Annotated in this window: 18 protein-coding genes; 4 read left to right on the forward strand and 14 right to left on the reverse strand. The window is 41.1% G+C overall.

All coding sequences use genetic code 11. The annotated features are described in order from the left end of the window. Nucleotides 1-146: 146 nt before the first annotated feature. The 3 genes from tkt to AACU32_RS08185 form a co-directional block, all read right to left on the reverse strand. Nucleotides 147-2,159, reverse strand: a complete 2,013-nt coding sequence (gene tkt / locus AACU32_RS08175; protein WP_096599125.1) for a transketolase — start codon at nt 2,157-2,159, stop codon at nt 147-149. Nucleotides 2,160-2,454: 295 nt separating this feature from the next. Then, on the reverse strand, nt 2,455-3,702 hold the full coding sequence (gene fabF / locus AACU32_RS08180; protein WP_096599126.1) for a beta-ketoacyl-ACP synthase II: 1,248 nt from the start codon (nt 3,700-3,702) through the stop codon (nt 2,455-2,457). A gap of 130 nt (nt 3,703-3,832) precedes the next feature. Next, a complete protein-coding gene (locus AACU32_RS08185) occupies nt 3,833-4,081 on the reverse strand; it encodes an acyl carrier protein (protein WP_096599127.1) in 249 nt (82 codons plus the stop codon). A 286-nt stretch (nt 4,082-4,367) separates the two neighbouring features. On the opposite strand from AACU32_RS08185, the gene AACU32_RS08190 reads away from it, so the two are divergent. Continuing rightward, nucleotides 4,368-5,273, forward strand: a complete 906-nt coding sequence (locus AACU32_RS08190; protein ID WP_096599128.1) for a CoB--CoM heterodisulfide reductase iron-sulfur subunit B family protein — start codon at nt 4,368-4,370, stop codon at nt 5,271-5,273. Nucleotides 5,274-5,352: 79 nt separating this feature from the next. Here the strand turns inward: AACU32_RS08190 and AACU32_RS08195 are convergent, their stop codons facing one another. The 6 genes from AACU32_RS08195 to AACU32_RS08220 all read right to left on the reverse strand — a co-directional run bounded on the left by AACU32_RS08195 (nt 5,353) and on the right by AACU32_RS08220 (nt 10,643). Continuing rightward, nucleotides 5,353-6,189 carry a hypothetical protein gene (locus AACU32_RS08195; RefSeq protein WP_096599129.1) on the reverse strand — a complete coding sequence of 279 codons (837 nt, stop codon included), beginning with the start codon at nt 6,187-6,189 and terminating at the stop codon, nt 5,353-5,355. 60 nt (nt 6,190-6,249) lie between these two features. Beyond that, nucleotides 6,250-6,948 (reverse strand): hypothetical protein, encoded by a 699-nt coding sequence (locus AACU32_RS08200; RefSeq protein ID WP_096599130.1) that lies wholly within the window; start codon nt 6,946-6,948, stop codon nt 6,250-6,252. Between the two features lie 333 nt (nt 6,949-7,281). After that, the gene (locus tag AACU32_RS08205; protein ID WP_096599131.1) at nt 7,282-7,809 is read right to left on the reverse strand and encodes an Hsp20/alpha crystallin family protein; all 528 of its coding nucleotides are present in this window, start codon (nt 7,807-7,809) and stop codon (nt 7,282-7,284) included. A gap of 199 nt (nt 7,810-8,008) precedes the next feature. Beyond that, nucleotides 8,009-9,052: a UDP-3-O-(3-hydroxymyristoyl)glucosamine N-acyltransferase gene (lpxD, locus tag AACU32_RS08210; RefSeq protein ID WP_096599132.1), complete on the reverse strand. Its 1,044-nt coding sequence runs from the start codon at nt 9,050-9,052 to the stop codon at nt 8,009-8,011. Between the two features lie 185 nt (nt 9,053-9,237). Continuing rightward, entirely contained in the window at nt 9,238-9,795 is a 558-nt protein-coding gene (locus AACU32_RS08215) for a hypothetical protein (RefSeq protein ID WP_096599133.1), read from the reverse strand. Further along, nucleotides 9,786-10,643 carry a DUF692 domain-containing protein gene (locus AACU32_RS08220; RefSeq protein ID WP_339377652.1) on the reverse strand — a complete coding sequence of 286 codons (858 nt, stop codon included), beginning with the start codon at nt 10,641-10,643 and terminating at the stop codon, nt 9,786-9,788. Before AACU32_RS08220 ends, AACU32_RS08215 begins: the two co-directional genes overlap by 10 nt. Before the next feature lie 31 nt (nt 10,644-10,674). On the opposite strand from AACU32_RS08220, the gene AACU32_RS08225 reads away from it, so the two are divergent. Together AACU32_RS08225 and AACU32_RS08230 are read left to right on the forward strand one after the other, a co-directional pair. Next, complete coding sequence (locus AACU32_RS08225; protein ID WP_096607912.1) at nt 10,675-11,079, forward strand: hypothetical protein; 405 nt, start codon at nt 10,675-10,677, stop codon at nt 11,077-11,079. A 6-nt stretch (nt 11,080-11,085) separates the two neighbouring features. After that, nucleotides 11,086-11,511 (forward strand): HNH endonuclease, encoded by a 426-nt coding sequence (locus tag AACU32_RS08230; protein WP_096599135.1) that lies wholly within the window; start codon nt 11,086-11,088, stop codon nt 11,509-11,511. 62 nt (nt 11,512-11,573) lie between these two features. On the opposite strand, the gene AACU32_RS08235 is transcribed toward AACU32_RS08230, so the two are convergent. Both AACU32_RS08235 and AACU32_RS08240 read right to left on the reverse strand, forming a co-directional pair. Then, nucleotides 11,574-12,536, reverse strand: a complete 963-nt coding sequence (locus AACU32_RS08235; protein WP_096599136.1) for a TIGR04222 domain-containing membrane protein — start codon at nt 12,534-12,536, stop codon at nt 11,574-11,576. Nucleotides 12,537-12,877: 341 nt separating this feature from the next. Continuing rightward, nucleotides 12,878-13,657 carry an ion transporter gene (locus AACU32_RS08240; protein ID WP_096599137.1) on the reverse strand — a complete coding sequence of 260 codons (780 nt, stop codon included), beginning with the start codon at nt 13,655-13,657 and terminating at the stop codon, nt 12,878-12,880. 91 nt (nt 13,658-13,748) lie between these two features. Between AACU32_RS08240 and AACU32_RS08245 the strand changes: the two genes are divergently transcribed. Continuing rightward, on the forward strand, nt 13,749-14,174 hold the full coding sequence (locus tag AACU32_RS08245) for a nucleoside deaminase (RefSeq protein ID WP_096599138.1): 426 nt from the start codon (nt 13,749-13,751) through the stop codon (nt 14,172-14,174). Nucleotides 14,175-14,231: 57 nt separating this feature from the next. Here AACU32_RS08245 and AACU32_RS08250 read toward each other — a convergent pair whose 3' ends face one another. The 3 genes from AACU32_RS08250 to AACU32_RS08260 form a co-directional block, all read right to left on the reverse strand. Next, nucleotides 14,232-14,582: a hypothetical protein gene (locus AACU32_RS08250; protein WP_096599139.1), complete on the reverse strand. Its 351-nt coding sequence runs from the start codon at nt 14,580-14,582 to the stop codon at nt 14,232-14,234. A 72-nt stretch (nt 14,583-14,654) separates the two neighbouring features. Continuing rightward, nucleotides 14,655-15,317 (reverse strand): response regulator, encoded by a 663-nt coding sequence (locus AACU32_RS08255; protein ID WP_096599140.1) that lies wholly within the window; start codon nt 15,315-15,317, stop codon nt 14,655-14,657. Nucleotides 15,318-15,326: 9 nt separating this feature from the next. Then, the gene (locus tag AACU32_RS08260; RefSeq protein ID WP_096599141.1) at nt 15,327-16,541 is read right to left on the reverse strand and encodes a sensor histidine kinase; all 1,215 of its coding nucleotides are present in this window, start codon (nt 16,539-16,541) and stop codon (nt 15,327-15,329) included. Between the last annotated feature and the right edge of the window lie 349 nt (nt 16,542-16,890).

A 16,890-nucleotide genomic window follows, 5' to 3' on the forward strand; every position in this document is an offset into this window, starting at 1 on the left:
TAAGTGCGTTGGTGCGTTGCGCTAAGCGAGACCCTACCCATACGTCGCATTCTTGTTTCAAATTAGTATGATCAGCTTGAATCTATAAAAAAAAGGGCGGGCTTTCCGGCCCACCCCACAAAATCAAGAGAATATTCTGTTACTAATTAACCCAACAATGCTTTCGCTTTAGCTAATACATTATCAACACTAAAGCCAAACTTCTCTAAACAAACGCCGCCGGGAGCAGAAGCACCAAAGCGATCAATGCTGACAACATCGCCTTCGGTGCCGACATACTTGTGCCAGCCAAAACTAGAAGCAGCTTCTACAGCCAAGCGCTTGGTGACAGCTTTTGGTAGAACAGATTCTTTGTAAGCTGCATCTTGTGCTTCAAATAAATCCCAAGCAGGTAAGGAGACAACACGAACTTTCTTACCTTCGGCTGTGAGTTTTTCAGCTGCGGTAACAGCGAGGCTCAATTCTGAACCGGTACCAATGAGGATAATATCTGGTGTACCTTGGCTATCCACTACTGTGTATCCACCCTTGGTTACACCTTCAATTGATGTACCTGCTAAGTTGGGGACATTTTGACGGGTGAACGCTAACAGAGTAGGAGCATTTGCCTTTGCTCTTTCAATCGCTACTTTGTATGCACCAGAAGATTCTGTTCCATCTGCGGGGCGAATTACTGTGAGGTTAGGAATAGCACGCAGGGAAGCCAGTGTTTCTATTGGTTGGTGGGTGGGGCCGTCTTCACCTTGTCCAATTGAGTCGTGGGTCATTACCCAAATTACCCCAGCTTGGGACAAAGCTGATAGGCGGATGGCAGCCCGCATATAATCTGTGAAGATTAAGAAGGTTGCACCGTAGGGAATTAATCCCGAAGTATGCAGCGCGATACCGTTACAGATTGCGCCCATGCCATGTTCCCGCACACCAAAGTGGATGTTGGGGTTTTGGTAATTTCCTTTTTGGAAGTCGCCTTTGCCCTTGATTTCAGTGAGGTTGGAGTGGGTTAAGTCAGCGGAACCACCAATCAATTCTGGTAAAACTGCTGCCAGTTTGTTCAAGCAAGTTTCTGAGTGTTTGCGGGTGGGGAGTCCTTTGTCTTCGGGGGTGTAGGTGGGTAGTACCTTATCCCAACCATCAGGCAGTTTGCCGCTTATGTAACGCTCAAATTCAGCTGCTTCTTGGGGATACTTAGCTTTGTAGTCAGCAAAGGTTTTGTTCCAGTCGCCTTCGTAACCTGCGCCACGTTCAACAGCTTTGTGAGTGTGGTTGAGGACATCTTGGGGAACTACAAAAGGTTCGTATTCCCAACCCAAATTTTTCCGAGTCAAGGCGATTTCGTCTGCACCCAAAGCAGCACCATGAACACCAGCGGTGTTTGCTTTGTTGGGGGAACCGTAACCGATGGTGGTGGTGACTTTAATCATCGAAGGCTTGTCTGTGACAGATTTTGCCTCTTCGATGGCAATGGCTATCGCTTCTAGGTCAGTGTTACCATCTTTGACATGCAGAACGTGCCAACCGTAAGCTTCAAAACGCTTAGAAACATCTTCAGTGAAGGCTACATCTGTGGAACCGTCGATGGAGATGTGGTTATCGTCGTACAGAGCGATAAGTTTGCCTAATCCCAAGTGCCCAGCGAAGGAAGCCGCTTCACCAGAAATACCTTCCATGTTGCAGCCATCACCCAAAATCACGTAGGTGTAATGGTCAACAATTTTGGCATCGGGTTTGTTATATTTAGCTGCGAGGTGGGCTTCTGCTATTGCCAAACCCACGCCATTGGCAATTCCTTGACCTAGTGGGCCTGTGGTAACTTCGACACCAGCGGTCATGAAGTTTTCCGGGTGTCCGGGGGTTTTGGATTCCCACTGACGGAATTGCTTGATGTCCTCAATGCTGACGCTGTCGTAACCATAAAGGTATAGCAGGGCATACTGCAACATTGAACCGTGCCCAGCAGACAGGATAAAGCGATCGCGGTTAAACCACTTAGGATTTTTGGGGTTAAACCGTAAAAAGCGATCCCATAGTACAAAAGCCATCGGAGCAGCGCCCATCGGCAGCCCTGGGTGTCCCGATTTTGCTTTTTCTACGGCATCAATAGCCAAAAAGCGAATCGAGTTAATAGAAAGTGTTTCGAGGGATTGGGTTGCAACAGCCATAATCAGATTGTTTTTAACGACGGGTTAGCACTCTTGGTAGCTCACACACACTTACCGGGGAGACAAACAAGGTTGTGGATTTTTCCCCTTGATTGCCTGATTGTTTTCACATTCCCCCTATCCTCATCATCCCACTGCCAATTGTTGATGGACAAGCGGGATATGTTGATTTGGTGGTGATAAATCCAGCTAATAATTGGGTTGTTTTGAACCCTTGGTTAAGTAGCAAATGACATCTAGGATACTTTTGCTACTAACTTTCAGCAGAGCAATCAGCTGACAAATGGGGAATTTTTTAGATGTACTTCTTAAAGGCTAGCGTGACATTGTGACCACCAAACCCAAAGGAATTAGATAATGCCACGTTGACTTTTTGAGCGCGGCTAGTGTGAGCAATATAATCTAGGTCACACTCTGGATCGGGATTTTCTAGATTGATTGTTGGTGGAACTTGATCGTTAGCAACCGCCAGTACTGTGGCTACGGCTTCAATACCTCCAGAACCGCCCAAAAGATGACCTGTCATCGATTTGGTAGAGCTGATAGCTATTTTATAAGCATGGTCGCCCAAGGCTTTTTTCATCGCGGAGGTTTCAGTGCAGTCATTAGCTGGGGTGCTGGTGCCATGAGCATTGATATAGTTCACCATTTCTGGGGTTAGTCCCCCATCTTTGAGCGCTAGTTCTATGGCTCTGGCTGCTCCCAACCCACCAGGGACTGGGGAGGTCATATGATAAGCATCACAGGTCATCCCATAACCGACCATTTCTGCATAAATGCGAGCGCCTCGACTCAATGCGTGTTCTAGTTCCTCTAGCAGCAAAATTCCCGCACCTTCACCCATGACAAATCCATCGCGATCGCGGTCAAATGGACGGCAGGAATTAGCCGGGTCATTGCGAGTCGAAAGTGCCCGTGCGGCGGCAAATCCAGCTACACCTAAAGGTGTAATCGCCGCTTCACATCCGCCGCAAATCATGGCTTTAGCATACCCCCATTGAATTTGGCGAAAAGCATCTCCGATGGCATTGGAACCAGCTGCACAAGCGGTTACAGAGCAGGAATTGGGGCCTTTAGCTCCGGTATGAATGGCTGTTAATCCCGCCGCCATATTCGCGATCATCATCGGGATCATGAACGGACTACAGCGATCGGGGCCACGGTTCAGGTACACTGTTTGCTGGTCTTCTAAAACCTTCAGTCCACCAATGCCAGAACCAATAATCACACCCACTTGTTCTGCATTCAGTTCATTAATCTCTAAACCTGCGTCAGATAACGCTTGTTTTGCCGCCGAAACCCCAAATTGGGAAAACCGATCCATGCGCTTGGCTTCTTTGCGCTCCAAGTAATCATGTGGATCGAAGTTTTTTACTTCACCAGCAATGCGGCAATCATGGCGAGATGCATCAAAAGCTCTGATGTAGTCAATGCCATTACGACCACTCAACAATCCTTCCCAATATTCAACTGGTGTGTTGCCAATTGGTGTAATCGCGCCAACACCAGTTACCACAACGCGTTTACGTTTATAATCTGTCATGACTAAGTTAAAGGTGGCGAGAAAGCAGCAAAAAGGTGACTAGGGACTAGGGAAAAGCAAGAGGAACCCGGACTAGGGTATGGAGTTTTTCCTGATCCCCAATACCCAATACCCGATCCCCAATCGCTTTTCAGGCAGCAGCTTTGTCTTTGATATACTTGACGGCATCTTCAACCGTTAAAATCTTTTCAGCGGCATCATCAGGAATTTCAATCTCAAATTCTTCTTCAAAAGCCATTACCAGTTCCACAATATCTAGGGAATCAGCGCCTAAATCGTCAATAAACGACGATTGTGGCTTGATTTCATCAGCCTCAACAGTCAGTTGTTCAGCGACGACTTTCTTAACTTTTTCAAAAACGTCCGTTTCTTGGGTCATAGATAAAAATCCTTAACCAGTTGCTATGATCTGCTCTTTATGGGCGACATTGTTTTGAGCATATACATCTTATCGGAAAGCGCGATCGCCCGTATACTGCCGAAGAATTTTCTGACAATTGGGCGATCGGGTGCGCATACGCTGTCAACATGTGTCTGTTTTGCAATTCTTACTGATTTTTTTTACAATGTCCAAATCCGGATACATAGCCTTGCAAGCTACACTGGCAAGGTAACAACAAAAAATTTATTGTTGAGAGCTATTGCTCTGTGGCAAATATACTTCTATGGTATCTCAAACGCTAAAATACGCTTACTTTCCTGGTTGTGTTGCTCAGGGTGCTTGTCGGGAACTTTACCAATCAACTCAAGCTTTAACCCAAGCACTAGGCATTCAACTCATTGAACTGAAAAAAGCCGCTTGCTGCGGTTCTGGCACTTTTAAAGAAGATTCCCAACTTTTAGAAGATACAGTAAATGCCCGGAATATTGCTTTAGCAGAAGAGTTAAATTTACCTCTACTCACCCATTGCAGCACTTGTCAAGGTGTGATAGGTCATGTCGATGAACGTCTCAAAGAATGTCAGACTAAAAAACCAGAATATATTCAGCAAGTGAATAATCTGCTGGCTAAAGAAGGTTGTTTACCTTATCGCGGGAGTACAGAAGTTAAACATCTTCTCTATGCTTTGGTAACAGATTACGGTTTAGAAGAAATTACCAAACGAGTTACCCGCAAGTTATCTGGATTAAAATGTGCGGCGTTTTATGGTTGTTATCTTCTCCGCGCTCAAAAATCCATGCCCTATGACGACCCCTACCGTCCGGAAGCGATGGAAAATGTTTTTCGGGCAGTAGGTGCAGAGCCAATTTATTATCGAGGTCGGACTCAATGTTGCGGTTGGCCCCTAGCTAGTTACGCTACTACCGAATCTTTTAAAATGGCGGGGACACATATTCAAGATGCTTTGGCTGCTGGTGCTGATTGTTTAGTTACCCCTTGTCCTTTGTGTCATCTTAATTTAGATTCTCGTCAGCCAGAAGTAGAAAAGGTAATTGAAAAGAAACTGGGTTTACCAGTGTTACATTTACCCCAATTAATTGCTTTGGCGTTAGGAGTTAGCCCAGAAAAATTGGGATTAGATCGTCACATTGTTTCGACAAAACCAGTATTAGAAAAATTAGGATTTTAGGGATTTCCAAGAAAGTAATTAAAGTGAGCTTCCAACGAATGCTGTTCGTTGGAAGCTCATTTTAAGTTAATTGTTTACTTCACTGATATAGTTTAGCTTCCAGCTGTTTCAATATCTTTTTAGTAGGATCATTTTTATCTGCATTTTTATCACCTTGAAATAGATTCCAAGCTAAAAAACCCGCACCTAATGCTACAAGTGCAGCCCCTCCAGTCATGGCACCAACCCCACCAAGTGCTGCAATAGCCGCACTATACGCTGCTGCTCCTGATAAAGTGCTAATTGCCGTACCTGTGCTAGCTACACCAAAGGTAGTGACAGCAGCCCAAGCAGTACCAACGGCAGCAGTGCTGGTTGCAACTCCTACTCCTGCTGCAATTCCTAATTTCTGTTGTTCCTCCGGTTTCATTTGAGTAAAATTAGCAATAGAAAGTAGTGCAGCAGCACCAATCAAAGCAGCTCCACCTGTTGCTACTGTCAATCCTCCCAACATTCCTAATCCACCAGCAGCAACAGAACCTCCTCCTAACAAAGCTAAGGTGGCATTAGTTGCTGCGCCTCCAGATAAAGTACTTATAGCTACTCCTGTTCCTGCTTTCATCCCAGTTACAGATGCAATTTTAGTAGCTGTTGGAACAATACGGGATGCTTTCTGAACTGACTCTTTTGCTATTTTGACTACATCAGTGCCAGATTTATTTTCATTAAGATTTTGGCTTGAACTATTTATTGGCTCGCGCATTAATTTATAAATAATTTTACACTCTTCTGGAATAGGCGAAGCCAAAATTAAAGATTCTAAAATTTGTAATGTTTCTGTATCATCAACTGGTTTTCCATCTCTTATTTGTTGATATACATTAAGTAGGTTTAATTTGTTGAAAGCATCTTTATTTGCAGAAGTACTATCAATCAAATTGATGATAAATAAATCTGTAGCTTTTGCTTGAGATGATAAACTAAAATGAAAATAAAATTATTTTATTTCTTCAGGTAAAAATGAATGATCAATAATAGAATCAAGTTGCTTAATTACAGAAAAATTAGTATTATAATCTCCTGCTTTAATGTACTGATAAGTTCCTTTAATAAGTTGCTGTTGATTTTCTTTTAGGTCTGATAAAGCTAGAGTATCTTCAATGCACTTATCCAGTTTACGCAATCGGGAATTATGACTAGCAATGTTGTATTGTTGGCGTAATAGCGAATCCAATTGAGACGAAGAAACAATAAAGTCTAATAATCCTAAAGCAGCAAAATCATCTAAATATATTCCATCTTTAATTTTTTCATATACTTTTTTACATCTTATTTTACTATCAGATTTAATATCTGTCTTGTCTATTAAATTAAATAAAATACTTTCTATATTCTTTTGTTTATCGAATAATGTATGCAAAACAATTTTAATATCTTTTTGATAATCTGATGATTGAGATAATACCTGCCGATTGATTTGCTCTCTAATTTTTGAGAATAAATTATGCTTTTTCTCTAAGCTGGGTCTTGTAAAAGATAATTCATCACCTTCACTAGTATTAGTAGGGATATTAATATTCAAGCTTTTACCTGATCTCAAGGTTATGGTTGTAGTACCACCTTGTTTTGCTGTTTTATAAGGTACAAAGGTGTGATATAACTCATATTCTTGGGGTTGGATGTTTGATTGGGTCATAGCTTTTAACCTACTTAAAGAGCTTGGTAACAATACAGCTACTCAACTATCGCTGCTTCGACAAGTGGCTAACAACCGAACAAATACCCATAACAAAACTGACACATTCAAAATCTATAGGGAAAAACACTCTTGTTGTTCTGGTCTAAATTACCCTAGCGTGTAGAGGCTTGCTTGAGACACTTCCAAAAGGTTTGGAAGTCTTTTAATTAATAATCCTAATGGTCTATGTGATTAATTTTGATTGACTGCAAGAACCCCGACTTCTACAAGAAGCCGGGGTTTTCAGCACCATTAATTCTTAATTACGAATTACGAATTACGAATTACGAATTACGAATTACGATCAGACCAGACATCACCCGTTGCTGGCGACTCAGAAGGTGCGATGGCTGCGCCAACGTCTCCGACGATCGCACCTTGGCTATCTCCCAAATTAATTTTGACTACCTTCTTTTTGACTTCTTCTACCTTCGGCAGTGTTAATGTCAAAATGCCATTCTTAAACTCGGCTTGTACGCGATCGTTTTGGATGGGCACAGGTAGATTAATAATCCGTTGGAACTTGCCATAGCGGAATTCGGAACGGAAGTAACGGCCTTCTTCTTTCTTGCTTTCTTGGCGAGTTTCACCAGCAATTGAAACTGCTTCTCGTGTGACATTCACATCTAAGTCTTTGCCTTCAATACCAGGAATTTCGGCTCGTAAAATGATGCTTTCGTTGGTATCCTGCAATTCAATCGCTGGTGTCCAAGCTTGTGTGATTTGCGAGTTAACTCCCCCTAATTCATCAAACATTCTATCCATTTGACGGCGGAGATTTTCCATTTCTGAGAAGGGTTGCCAACGTACTAATGCCATAAGTTGATTAACCTCCTGAAAATCAATGCTATTAACTAAAGTTGGGCTTGAGGTAATTGGTAATTTAAAAAAGTAACCTGTGATTTGTTTCTGGCGCTTTGTTATCGCCTATGTTTATATATTGGATGAAAACGAAAATTTAGTTATTGGGGGAAACCCTACTAGTGGTAGTAGTGCTTCCCCCAAAAGAGTTAATTCCTCACTTTTGTTCTTGGCGTTGGAATTGTTTCACCAATTTATATATTTCTGGTAGCCGGTTATAAATCGCACATACCTTGAGATATAGTTTGTGGGGAATGGCGGGAGTACCAGAGACAATTTCTCCGGGTGCAACATCGTTGTGAATTCCTGCTTGCGCCGATGCGATCGCACCGTCACCAATTTTTACTTGATTGACAATTCCGGTTTGTCCAGCCAGGATGACGCGGTTGCCAATTTTTACGCCTCCAGCCATCCCAGATTGACCAGCGATCGCACAACCAAAGCCAATTTTGCAACCGTGACCTATTTGGACTAAGTTGTCAATAATTGTATCTCGACCTATGCGTGTTTCTCCCACAGCAGGGCGGTCAATGGCGCTGTTGGAGCCAACTTCTACCCGGTCTTCTAAAACAGTGTAACCGGATTGTTCCATTTTTACCCAACCAGTACGGGTAGGCACATAGCCAAAACCTTCTGCACCAATGACAACACCACTATGAATCACACAGTCTGCACCAATTTGGCTGCGTTCGTGGATGGTACAGTTAGCGTGTAAGGTAGTGCGATCGCCAATGGTCACATCTGGATAAATCACCACATTCGGATGAATAATTGCACCATTACCAACTTTCACCCTGGGCTGAATCACCACATGGGGGCCAATGTAAACATCGCTACCAATTTCTGCCGTGGGGTGAATCACAGCAGTAGGATGAATTTCCGGACTGGGACGGTATGGTTGATAATAAAGGGCGATCGCTTTCGCAAACAACAAACGCGGTTCTTTTGTGGCTATCCAGACAATATTCCGTTCTTGTGCTTGCGTCTGTAATGTTTTGTCCTGAGGTAAAATCAACGCACTCGCATTGGTTTTACCCACCCAAGAACCAAATTTAGGCCCTTCTACATAGCTGAGATTACCTGCGGTAGCTTCATCAATGGCTGCTAATGCTGTAATATCTGGGTCGTGGTTTTGATTAGCGTTGAGGCTGTGGTCTGTAACAATGTCACCAAGTTGGCTGACAATTTCGCTGAATTTCATGTTATTTATTCATGAGTCATCTACAAAGGCAAGATAATTGTCGCTCTTTGTCAGCAAGATGTTCACAGTTGATACTTAATTTTGGGCATTGGGCTTGTGGCGGGACACTGGGCACGGGGAAGAGATGGGGAAGAAAACTCCCCACACTCCCTCATCTTCCTCATCTCCCTTGTCTCCCCTAGCCCCTACCACCAGCGCAAACTATGATGTAGGGGCGATCGCTCTGTGAACCGCCACCAAATTGCTAAAGTTAATTGACGAGAAATTTTTTCAGCACTTCCTAGTTTGTCAACGGGATAACGAAACCAGCACACCCGCAAGCAGCGAGGAGAATCATAAGCTAATAGCCAGATTTTTTCGTAGCGGACTAAATCACTTAACCAAGCTGGTTCTATCTCCTGGGCTTGGATGAAGTTAGCAAAGGCGATCGCATCTGACCGATGTTTTTTGATACCCTGTGGTAAATGGGTTTGGGCATATCGCCAAAATAAATCATTGAAATTTTTACCTAGCACCCTTGCAGTACGTGGTAGTAGTTCGCGCACTTCTCCTAACCGCTTCCACTTAAGAGAATTGGCAAAAATATTTACCTGCTGGGCAGAAATTTGTGCTAACTGCTGTGTCTCCTCATCACTAAAACCCAACTCTGCGCCAACGGTTTGCGGGTTAGCAAAGAAACGCTGTCTCAATTCAGAATTGGTATAAAGTTGGGCTAAAACTTGCTGTGTTTGTGCTAACCCCATCGATGATGACTCCTACCGATTTCTCTTGCTTGTTCCAGTTCTCCGACTAATTCTGCAAACAATGGCAAGTTTTCATCCCGTTCGAGAACAATCCCTTTAACTGGAATCTTGGCTACCACTTCATCCATAAGTTCCCAAACTTCCACTGGGGTTGACTGGGAATGGCTGTCAATCAATACACCATCATGCCAATGTCCACCGACGAAATGCAACTGTACTATCCGTTCTGTAGGTAATTGGCTGAGAAACTCATGCACATCATAGCCGTGGTTAACAGCGTTAGTATGCAGGTTCGTCACATCCAACAGCAACCCACAATCAGCACGTTCTACTACTTCCGCTAAAAACTGGGCTTCTGTCATTTCAGCACCGGGAAGCGTCACCATGTAAGTGATATTTTCCAAAATTAATGGCACATCAAGAAAGCGACGCACCTCGGCTATATTGCGACAAACAACTTCCACAGCTTCTTGGGTATAAGGTAGTGGTGATAAATGTCCGATATCAACACCACCTGCTTTGGTAAAACAGATATGTTCACTCCACCAAGGCGGGTTAAGCTGCTTAACTAGTGCTGCTAGTTTACGTAAATAATCTTCATCCAAACCTTCCGCACTGCCTAATGACAAATTAATAGCATGGGGAATTATCGGGAAATGCGCCGCCAGCAATTCTAATTCCTGCTGTTTATACCAAGGTGCATCTAAATAATGTTCCGCAACAATTTCCAGAAAGTCTACTTGCTGACGGTTGAGAAATAAATCGCTTTTAAATGGTTGGCGAAAACCTAACCCCACACCTAAAGTCGGGAGATGAGATAATATCATGTCCGGTGGAAGACTTATCATTGTATTTATTAGTTGCCTTCATATATTAACTATGCCAGCAGAAACTGTTACCCTTCAAATACCAGAGATTATTTATCAGCGTTTGTTAAATACAGCCCGTGCAACCCATCGTTCCCTAGAAGATGTAATACTTCGCGTCTTACAAATAGGTAGTCCCCCTGCATGGGATGACATACCATCAGAGTTTCAAGCAGAAGTTGCGGCATTGGATAAATTAGATGATGACAGCTTGTGGCAAATAGCCTGTGCAAACAAAACAACGAACGACATGGAGCGATACAACATGTTGCTTGAGGGTAATTCTAACGGTACTCTGAGTGAGGAAGAACGTTTAGAGTTAATGACACTCCGGCACGAGATGGATCTTTTTATGTTATGCAAAGCCCAGGCAACGGTGTTACTTCGCTGGCGGGGGCATAATATACAAAATCGGTAATAAATAGTGTCTACGTATCTTCCTGAAAGTTTAAAAAATCGAATTGTTTTCGCAGATTTTGCACGGTGTTGTTATTGCTTAACAACTGAAGCTAACAGTGGTATACCAATGACGTATGACCATATTCTACCTGTTTCTAAAAATGGAGAAACAAGTTATGATAATCTTTGTTTAGCTTGCCGTACATGTAACGAATTTAAAGGGGATGTAACCGAAGCTATCGATCCATTATTAGGAGAAACTACGGCTCTTTTTAATCCTCGCACACAAAAATGGTCTGAACATTTTGCATGGAGCCTTGACGGCACAAGAGTTGAAGGTTTAACTGCTGTTGGTAGAGCCACAGTTGCACGTTTACGAATGAATAATCCAGTTATCATTGTTGCTCGGGGACGTTGGGTTATTAGCGGTTGGCATCCACCTAAGGACTGATATTAATAGTCGCTATGGCTTTTTCCCAAATTGAATGACATATTTTTAGACTTTAAATCTTGCTAACCTCCACAACCGCCACCACAGCCACCGCAACCACCACCGCAGGAACTACCACCACCACAGGAACTACCGCTACTACAGGAACTACCGCTACTACAACCGCTACTACTACTACAGGAACCACCGTCAGAGTTGCTTTGTCTGCTACTTGTTCTAGTTGGTTGTGGGGGAAAGAATATTTTGTAGTATGAGTCGTAGAAAGTACCAGCTAGAGCCTCAACACCAAATAATGCTACGACCAAGTTATAGTCAAATGCAGAAGGGATGCTAAATTTTACCTTGGTTTTCGACTCAGCAAAGGTTTGTTGCAGTTGCTGGAGATAAGCTTGTCCTCGACTACTTAAGCGCGATCGCCTACTCACAAACCAGAGAATAAAGATAATTGATACGACACCTATAAAAATCAGAAAACTTACATTATGCCGTCCCTTTCCTAAAGCAATTAAGAGCTTATAACCGCCTAGGATAAAAATAATTGTCGCTGCAATCAAGCCAACTTTAATATTCGCTGCTTGCCATGTTTGATTGTATAGCAATTGCTCATTATGTAGCTGCTCTTCGTAAATCTGGCAGGATGATTGCACTTTTGCGGCTATTGACTCTATAGATTTGATTGCTGGAGTAGAGGAAAAACTAGCAAGAACCTCACGTTCTATAGGCTGTAGATCAGATAAATTTGTAGGATTTGCTGTTTTGCTAATTAATTGTTCAGCAACTCCTAAATAACTTCTCTGAATTAAATTTAAAATCGCTACCTTGACAACTTCTAATGCTCCCGAACGCAAGTAAGCAATTTCGTAGGGATCTGGTTCGCTCGGAATTAAAGGCAAAGATTGATTTTTTGTGGGATCTTTTACGAGCCATCCACAGACTATCATTATCAAGATAATGACGCTGCTATACAACAGTAGAAAATGCGGCCCGTACATATCTGCAATTGGATTATGTAGCAAGGCATCCATAAACTTTACTCCTGATTGGCACACCACTTACTGTTTTGGGAATTCATAATTTAGAATTCCCATCAATCAATTACCAGGCTGGCAACAAGAGCGCTATATTTATTCACGCTTATATGTCTCTACACTGTGAGTCACAACGTTTACGGAAAACATTTACATTACAATTATACTACACGTAACACAATTATGTAAATCTGCTGCCTATAGGGGACTGTTGACTGTTGACTGTTGACAACTAACAACTGTACGGGCGGGTTCACAGATATCCTCATTCATTAACAAAGATCCAAATAAACCCGCCCCTACTGACAAATGACAAATGACAAATGACAACTGACAAACTATCTAGGTAATTTAGCCCCACAGCTTTTACAAAACCGAGCATCTGCATCGTGGAAAGCCAAACCACAATTCGTACAAATTGTTTCTACCTGGTTAGCAGTTTTTACTAATCGCTTAATTAAATCACCTACTTGCCAAGGAATTAGGGCAATACCTGTCAAAATCATCAAAACTGTGAGCCAACGGCCTAATTCTGAAGCTGGTGTCACATCACCAAAGCCGACAGTTGTCATTGTCACAATCGAGAAATACAAGGCATCTAAAAACGTAGCAAAATCCTTAGGATTTACAGGATGTTCAACTTGATAAATTAAACCAGAGTAAACAAATATAATGGCAAATAAAGTAAATAATATTCTGGCGAATATGACACCATCTTCAGTGCTAATACTGCCAAAGAAAAATCTTTTATCAATAAATCTGATTAATCTTAAAATCCGGAACCATCTCAGTAAACGAATAAAGCTCAGATCCACCGCTCCCAGAAAAAATGGTAAAATAGCTATTAAATCAATAATCGAATATAAACTAAAAAAATACTTAATTTTATTTTCCGCACTCCACAGACGCAATACATATTCAACTGCGAAAATTACAAAAATAGCAGTGTCTACAATATTTAACTGACACCGGATAGAATCCGGAATATTATAAGTTTCTGCCACAAAAATGCCTGAAGACAAAAGCACCAGTCCGGCAATAGTTAAATTAATTACTTGCCCTACTGGTGTATCTATATCTGTTAAGTAAAATTCGGCTTTTTCTCTACTAAGTAACATATTTAACGGTTAGCTATTTTTCAGAATTGTGCAGCAGAACATTTAAAATGCGATATTCTTAACTAGTATCTTTTTTACCCCCTAAGTTCATATGCAACCTGAAGATTTTATGAATCTAGCACTAGCAGAGGCCAAAAAAGGTGATGCACCTTATGGTGCAGTGATTGTGAAAGATAACGAAGTAGTTGCCGTAGGTCATAATACTGTAAGACGAGATAACGATCCATCTGCTCATGCAGAAATCAATGTTATTCGTAGTTTAACAGCTAAAATTAAAAATCCTTCTTTAGAAGGTTATACTATCTATACAACTGGCGAACCTTGTCCAATGTGCGCCACCGCTTGTGTTTGGACTGGGATATCAGAAATTGTCTATGGTGCTTCAATTCAAGATTTGATTTCTGTCAAACAATCACAAATCGATATCTCTTGTGAAGAGGTGATTGCTAAGTCATTTAGAGATATCAAAGTAACTAAAGGTATTTTAAGAAGCGAATGTTTGTCATTATTTAAATAACCGTCCCTTGCGTCTACATTCGCCAATCCAAGCTACGCAGTTTATCTTAATTAGGAATTACGAGTTATGAAATTCTCCAATAACTTTGATGTCACCCACAATGTTATTGTTCAACTCTTCTAACTCCTCGGCTGGAATCCACCATTCTGTATGATATGATGCACCGACTTGATGAATTTCGTATTTATCCATGAATACTTTTTTGACTTCAAAGCGTGTAACATAACCTAACCCGCTGTCCCTGACATTCCATTTAGTAGCAATTTCCTGAGCATATTGCTCGTTTGTAACTGGGTAAAAAATCGGCTGTTCGGGTAATCTCGGCGGCCATTTAGTGTAACCGCTTTGTTTAACTAGTTCTAATTCTTTTGGGCCAGTAGGGCGATATAAAGTTACGGTTTCATCCATATTTACCTCTTGCAGAAAAACTCTTGAATAAGTTATGTTTTATTGCTGACTATTTGAATTCATAATTCATAATTAATCATCCACATTTAAATAGGATAAATATGTATTAGCAAAAATTGCTGCTTGGGTGCGATCGCGCAAATTTAGGCGATTTAACATATTAGTAACATGATTCTTCACCGTCCCCTCAGAAATGTAAAGTTGTTTGGCAATTTCTCGGTTACTAGCACCTTGAGCAATTAACCGTAAAACCTCTTTTTCTCTAGGAGTAAGTTCTGCTAAACTCGGCGGTATTGCTGGCGATTGGTTTGCTTCTAAACTCGGAAACTGAGTCAACAATTTTTTCACTATTCCTGGCCCTAGTTGAGTATAACCTTTGTCAACAGCACGAATTGCTACAGCTAATTCTTCCGAGGGGGTATCTTTCAATAAATAACCCATCGCGCCATTTTGTAGCGCTGCTTTCACATATTCATCATCATCAAAAGTTGTTAATACTAAAACCTTGATATCGCTAAACCGCTTTTGAATTTCTCGGGTAGCTGCAACTCCATCCATAATCGGCATTCTAATATCCATTAGGACTACATTTGGCTGTAATTGCTCAATCAATTTAATTGCCATTTCCCCATTTTCCGCTTCTCCGACTATTTCCAAATCTGCTTCTAGTTCTAATAATGCTCTCAATCCTTGACGAATTAAATTTTGGTCATCTACCAGCAACACTTTAATCATCTATTCAACCTAAGAAAGCGGCATATCAACTATAATTTTACAACTATGTCCAGGGGTGCTGATAATATTAAATACACCGCCAACGGCTAAAGTGCGATCGCGCATACTCTGCAATCCAAAACCAGTCGTATTTTGCTGAAAATCAAAGCCTATCCCATTATCCTGAATACTTAAACGTAAATTTCTCGGAGTTTCCTCTATTTCTATCCTCACTTCGGTTGCTTTTGCATATTTGGAAATATTTGTCAAGGACTCTTGAAGAATGCGATAGATGGTAGTTTTAAGTTCATTAGGTAGAGAATTTTCTAAATTAATTATACAAATTGGTGAAAAGCCATTTGCATGATGGAAATCTTCTAATAATCCCTGAATCGCTTTTTCTAAAGATTGCTCTTGCAAAGGATGAGAACGCATAGCAGACACAGAATGTCGGACATCTTGTAAAGCTTTAGAACCTAATTCCTTAGCTCTTACTAAGAAACTTTGTGCTTTATTGGGGTTAGATTGGGAAAGTTTTAAAGCAGTTTCTAATTGTAAATTTAACGCAGTCAGTGAATGTCCTAAAGAATCATGTATTTCCCGAGCAATGCGATTACGTTCTTCGAGAGTTGCTTGATTTTCAATCCTGAGAGCATATTGACGCAGCTTCTCGTTAGCAATAGCTAGTTCTTCACGGCTTTGACGTTCAGATAATACTGTATTCATCAAGAGTAAGACAAAAATTAAGCTTAAACCAAATAATAGGGATAGGCTGAGAGTGAAAAATTGAAAGCGTTCTTGTGCTTGCGGCGATAGGGGAAAGTTGTGCAACCGCCGCTGTAGTGTAAGCAAAAATAACACAAATGAAATCACTGTGACTACCAACCGCCCTGGTAAATTAAATATTAAGCAACTACGAGTTACTAAAATTATGTAGATAAAAGGGAAAAGTCGAGAAATTCTACCACCGATAAAACCAGTGATTAAAATTAAAATTATTTCGGTAACAGTGTAAATTATTTTAGTTATTTGATTACCAGTCGGCAATCTCAAACCCATTAAACCAAAAATAATCAAACTACTAGTTGAAATAATTAAACTTTCAGGTGTTGGTTCAGGAAACTTAGCAAATCGCGGTGATGGATTTGGCATGACAGCAGTTATGGTGGCGATCGCTAGTAAGATCCACTCTAAATATAGGAGAAATCGAAAAGGATGATTGTGAAATTGAATTGGGAGTTTCATTGTATTTTAATTTGGATGAAATCAAGTTAATGTAATTTGATTAAATTGGTTTTGATGATGAATGTAAACTATTAATATTAAGGTAATGATGCTTAAGATTGAGTAAACCCATGAGATTTATTTACGCATATCTACTTAGTCAATTTCAGTCTATTTAAAGAGAAATATAAAAATCATCTACTTGGTCAGTAATTTTATAACCCTAGTTTAAATTACATTGATTGACTAGTATTATTGTTCACAAATAAATAATGACTAAAGTCATGGATACATCCATGACTTTCTGCTCATGTGGTTGCTAGCGATAAGTTCTTATGATGGTGACATCCGAAAAGGAACACACACACGA

The sequence above is a fragment of the Calothrix sp. NIES-2100 genome (genome assembly GCF_963875285.1).
Lineage (GTDB): Bacteria > Cyanobacteriota > Cyanobacteriia > Cyanobacteriales > Nostocaceae > Aulosira.

Bases quoted from the DNA above. Each gene is read 5' to 3' on its own strand.
- AACU32_RS08245 (WP_096599138.1), top strand. From the start codon at position 13,749: ATGCAACCTGAAGATTTTATGAATCTAGCACTAGCAGAGGCCAAAAAA.
- tkt (WP_096599125.1), bottom strand. From the start codon at position 2,159: ATGGCTGTTGCAACCCAATCCCTCGAAACACTTTCTATTAACTCGATT.
- AACU32_RS08240 (WP_096599137.1), bottom strand. From the start codon at position 13,657: ATGTTACTTAGTAGAGAAAAAGCCGAATTTTACTTAACAGATATAGAT.
- AACU32_RS08215 (WP_096599133.1), bottom strand. From the start codon at position 9,795: ATGGGGTTAGCACAAACACAGCAAGTTTTAGCCCAACTTTATACCAAT.
- AACU32_RS08255 (WP_096599140.1), bottom strand. From the start codon at position 15,317: ATGATTAAAGTGTTGCTGGTAGATGACCAAAATTTAATTCGTCAAGGA.
- AACU32_RS08190 (WP_096599128.1), top strand. From the start codon at position 4,368: ATGGTATCTCAAACGCTAAAATACGCTTACTTTCCTGGTTGTGTTGCT.
- AACU32_RS08250 (WP_096599139.1), bottom strand. From the start codon at position 14,582: ATGGATGAAACCGTAACTTTATATCGCCCTACTGGCCCAAAAGAATTA.
- AACU32_RS08260 (WP_096599141.1), bottom strand. From the start codon at position 16,541: ATGAAACTCCCAATTCAATTTCACAATCATCCTTTTCGATTTCTCCTA.
- AACU32_RS08200 (WP_096599130.1), bottom strand. From the start codon at position 6,948: ATGACCCAATCAAACATCCAACCCCAAGAATATGAGTTATATCACACC.
- AACU32_RS08185 (WP_096599127.1), bottom strand. From the start codon at position 4,081: ATGACCCAAGAAACGGACGTTTTTGAAAAAGTTAAGAAAGTCGTCGCT.
- AACU32_RS08220 (WP_339377652.1), bottom strand. From the start codon at position 10,643: ATGATAAGTCTTCCACCGGACATGATATTATCTCATCTCCCGACTTTA.
- lpxD (WP_096599132.1), bottom strand. From the start codon at position 9,052: ATGAAATTCAGCGAAATTGTCAGCCAACTTGGTGACATTGTTACAGAC.
- AACU32_RS08205 (WP_096599131.1), bottom strand. From the start codon at position 7,809: ATGGCATTAGTACGTTGGCAACCCTTCTCAGAAATGGAAAATCTCCGC.
- AACU32_RS08235 (WP_096599136.1), bottom strand. From the start codon at position 12,536: ATGGATGCCTTGCTACATAATCCAATTGCAGATATGTACGGGCCGCAT.
- AACU32_RS08225 (WP_096607912.1), top strand. From the start codon at position 10,675: ATGCCAGCAGAAACTGTTACCCTTCAAATACCAGAGATTATTTATCAG.
- fabF (WP_096599126.1), bottom strand. From the start codon at position 3,702: ATGACAGATTATAAACGTAAACGCGTTGTGGTAACTGGTGTTGGCGCG.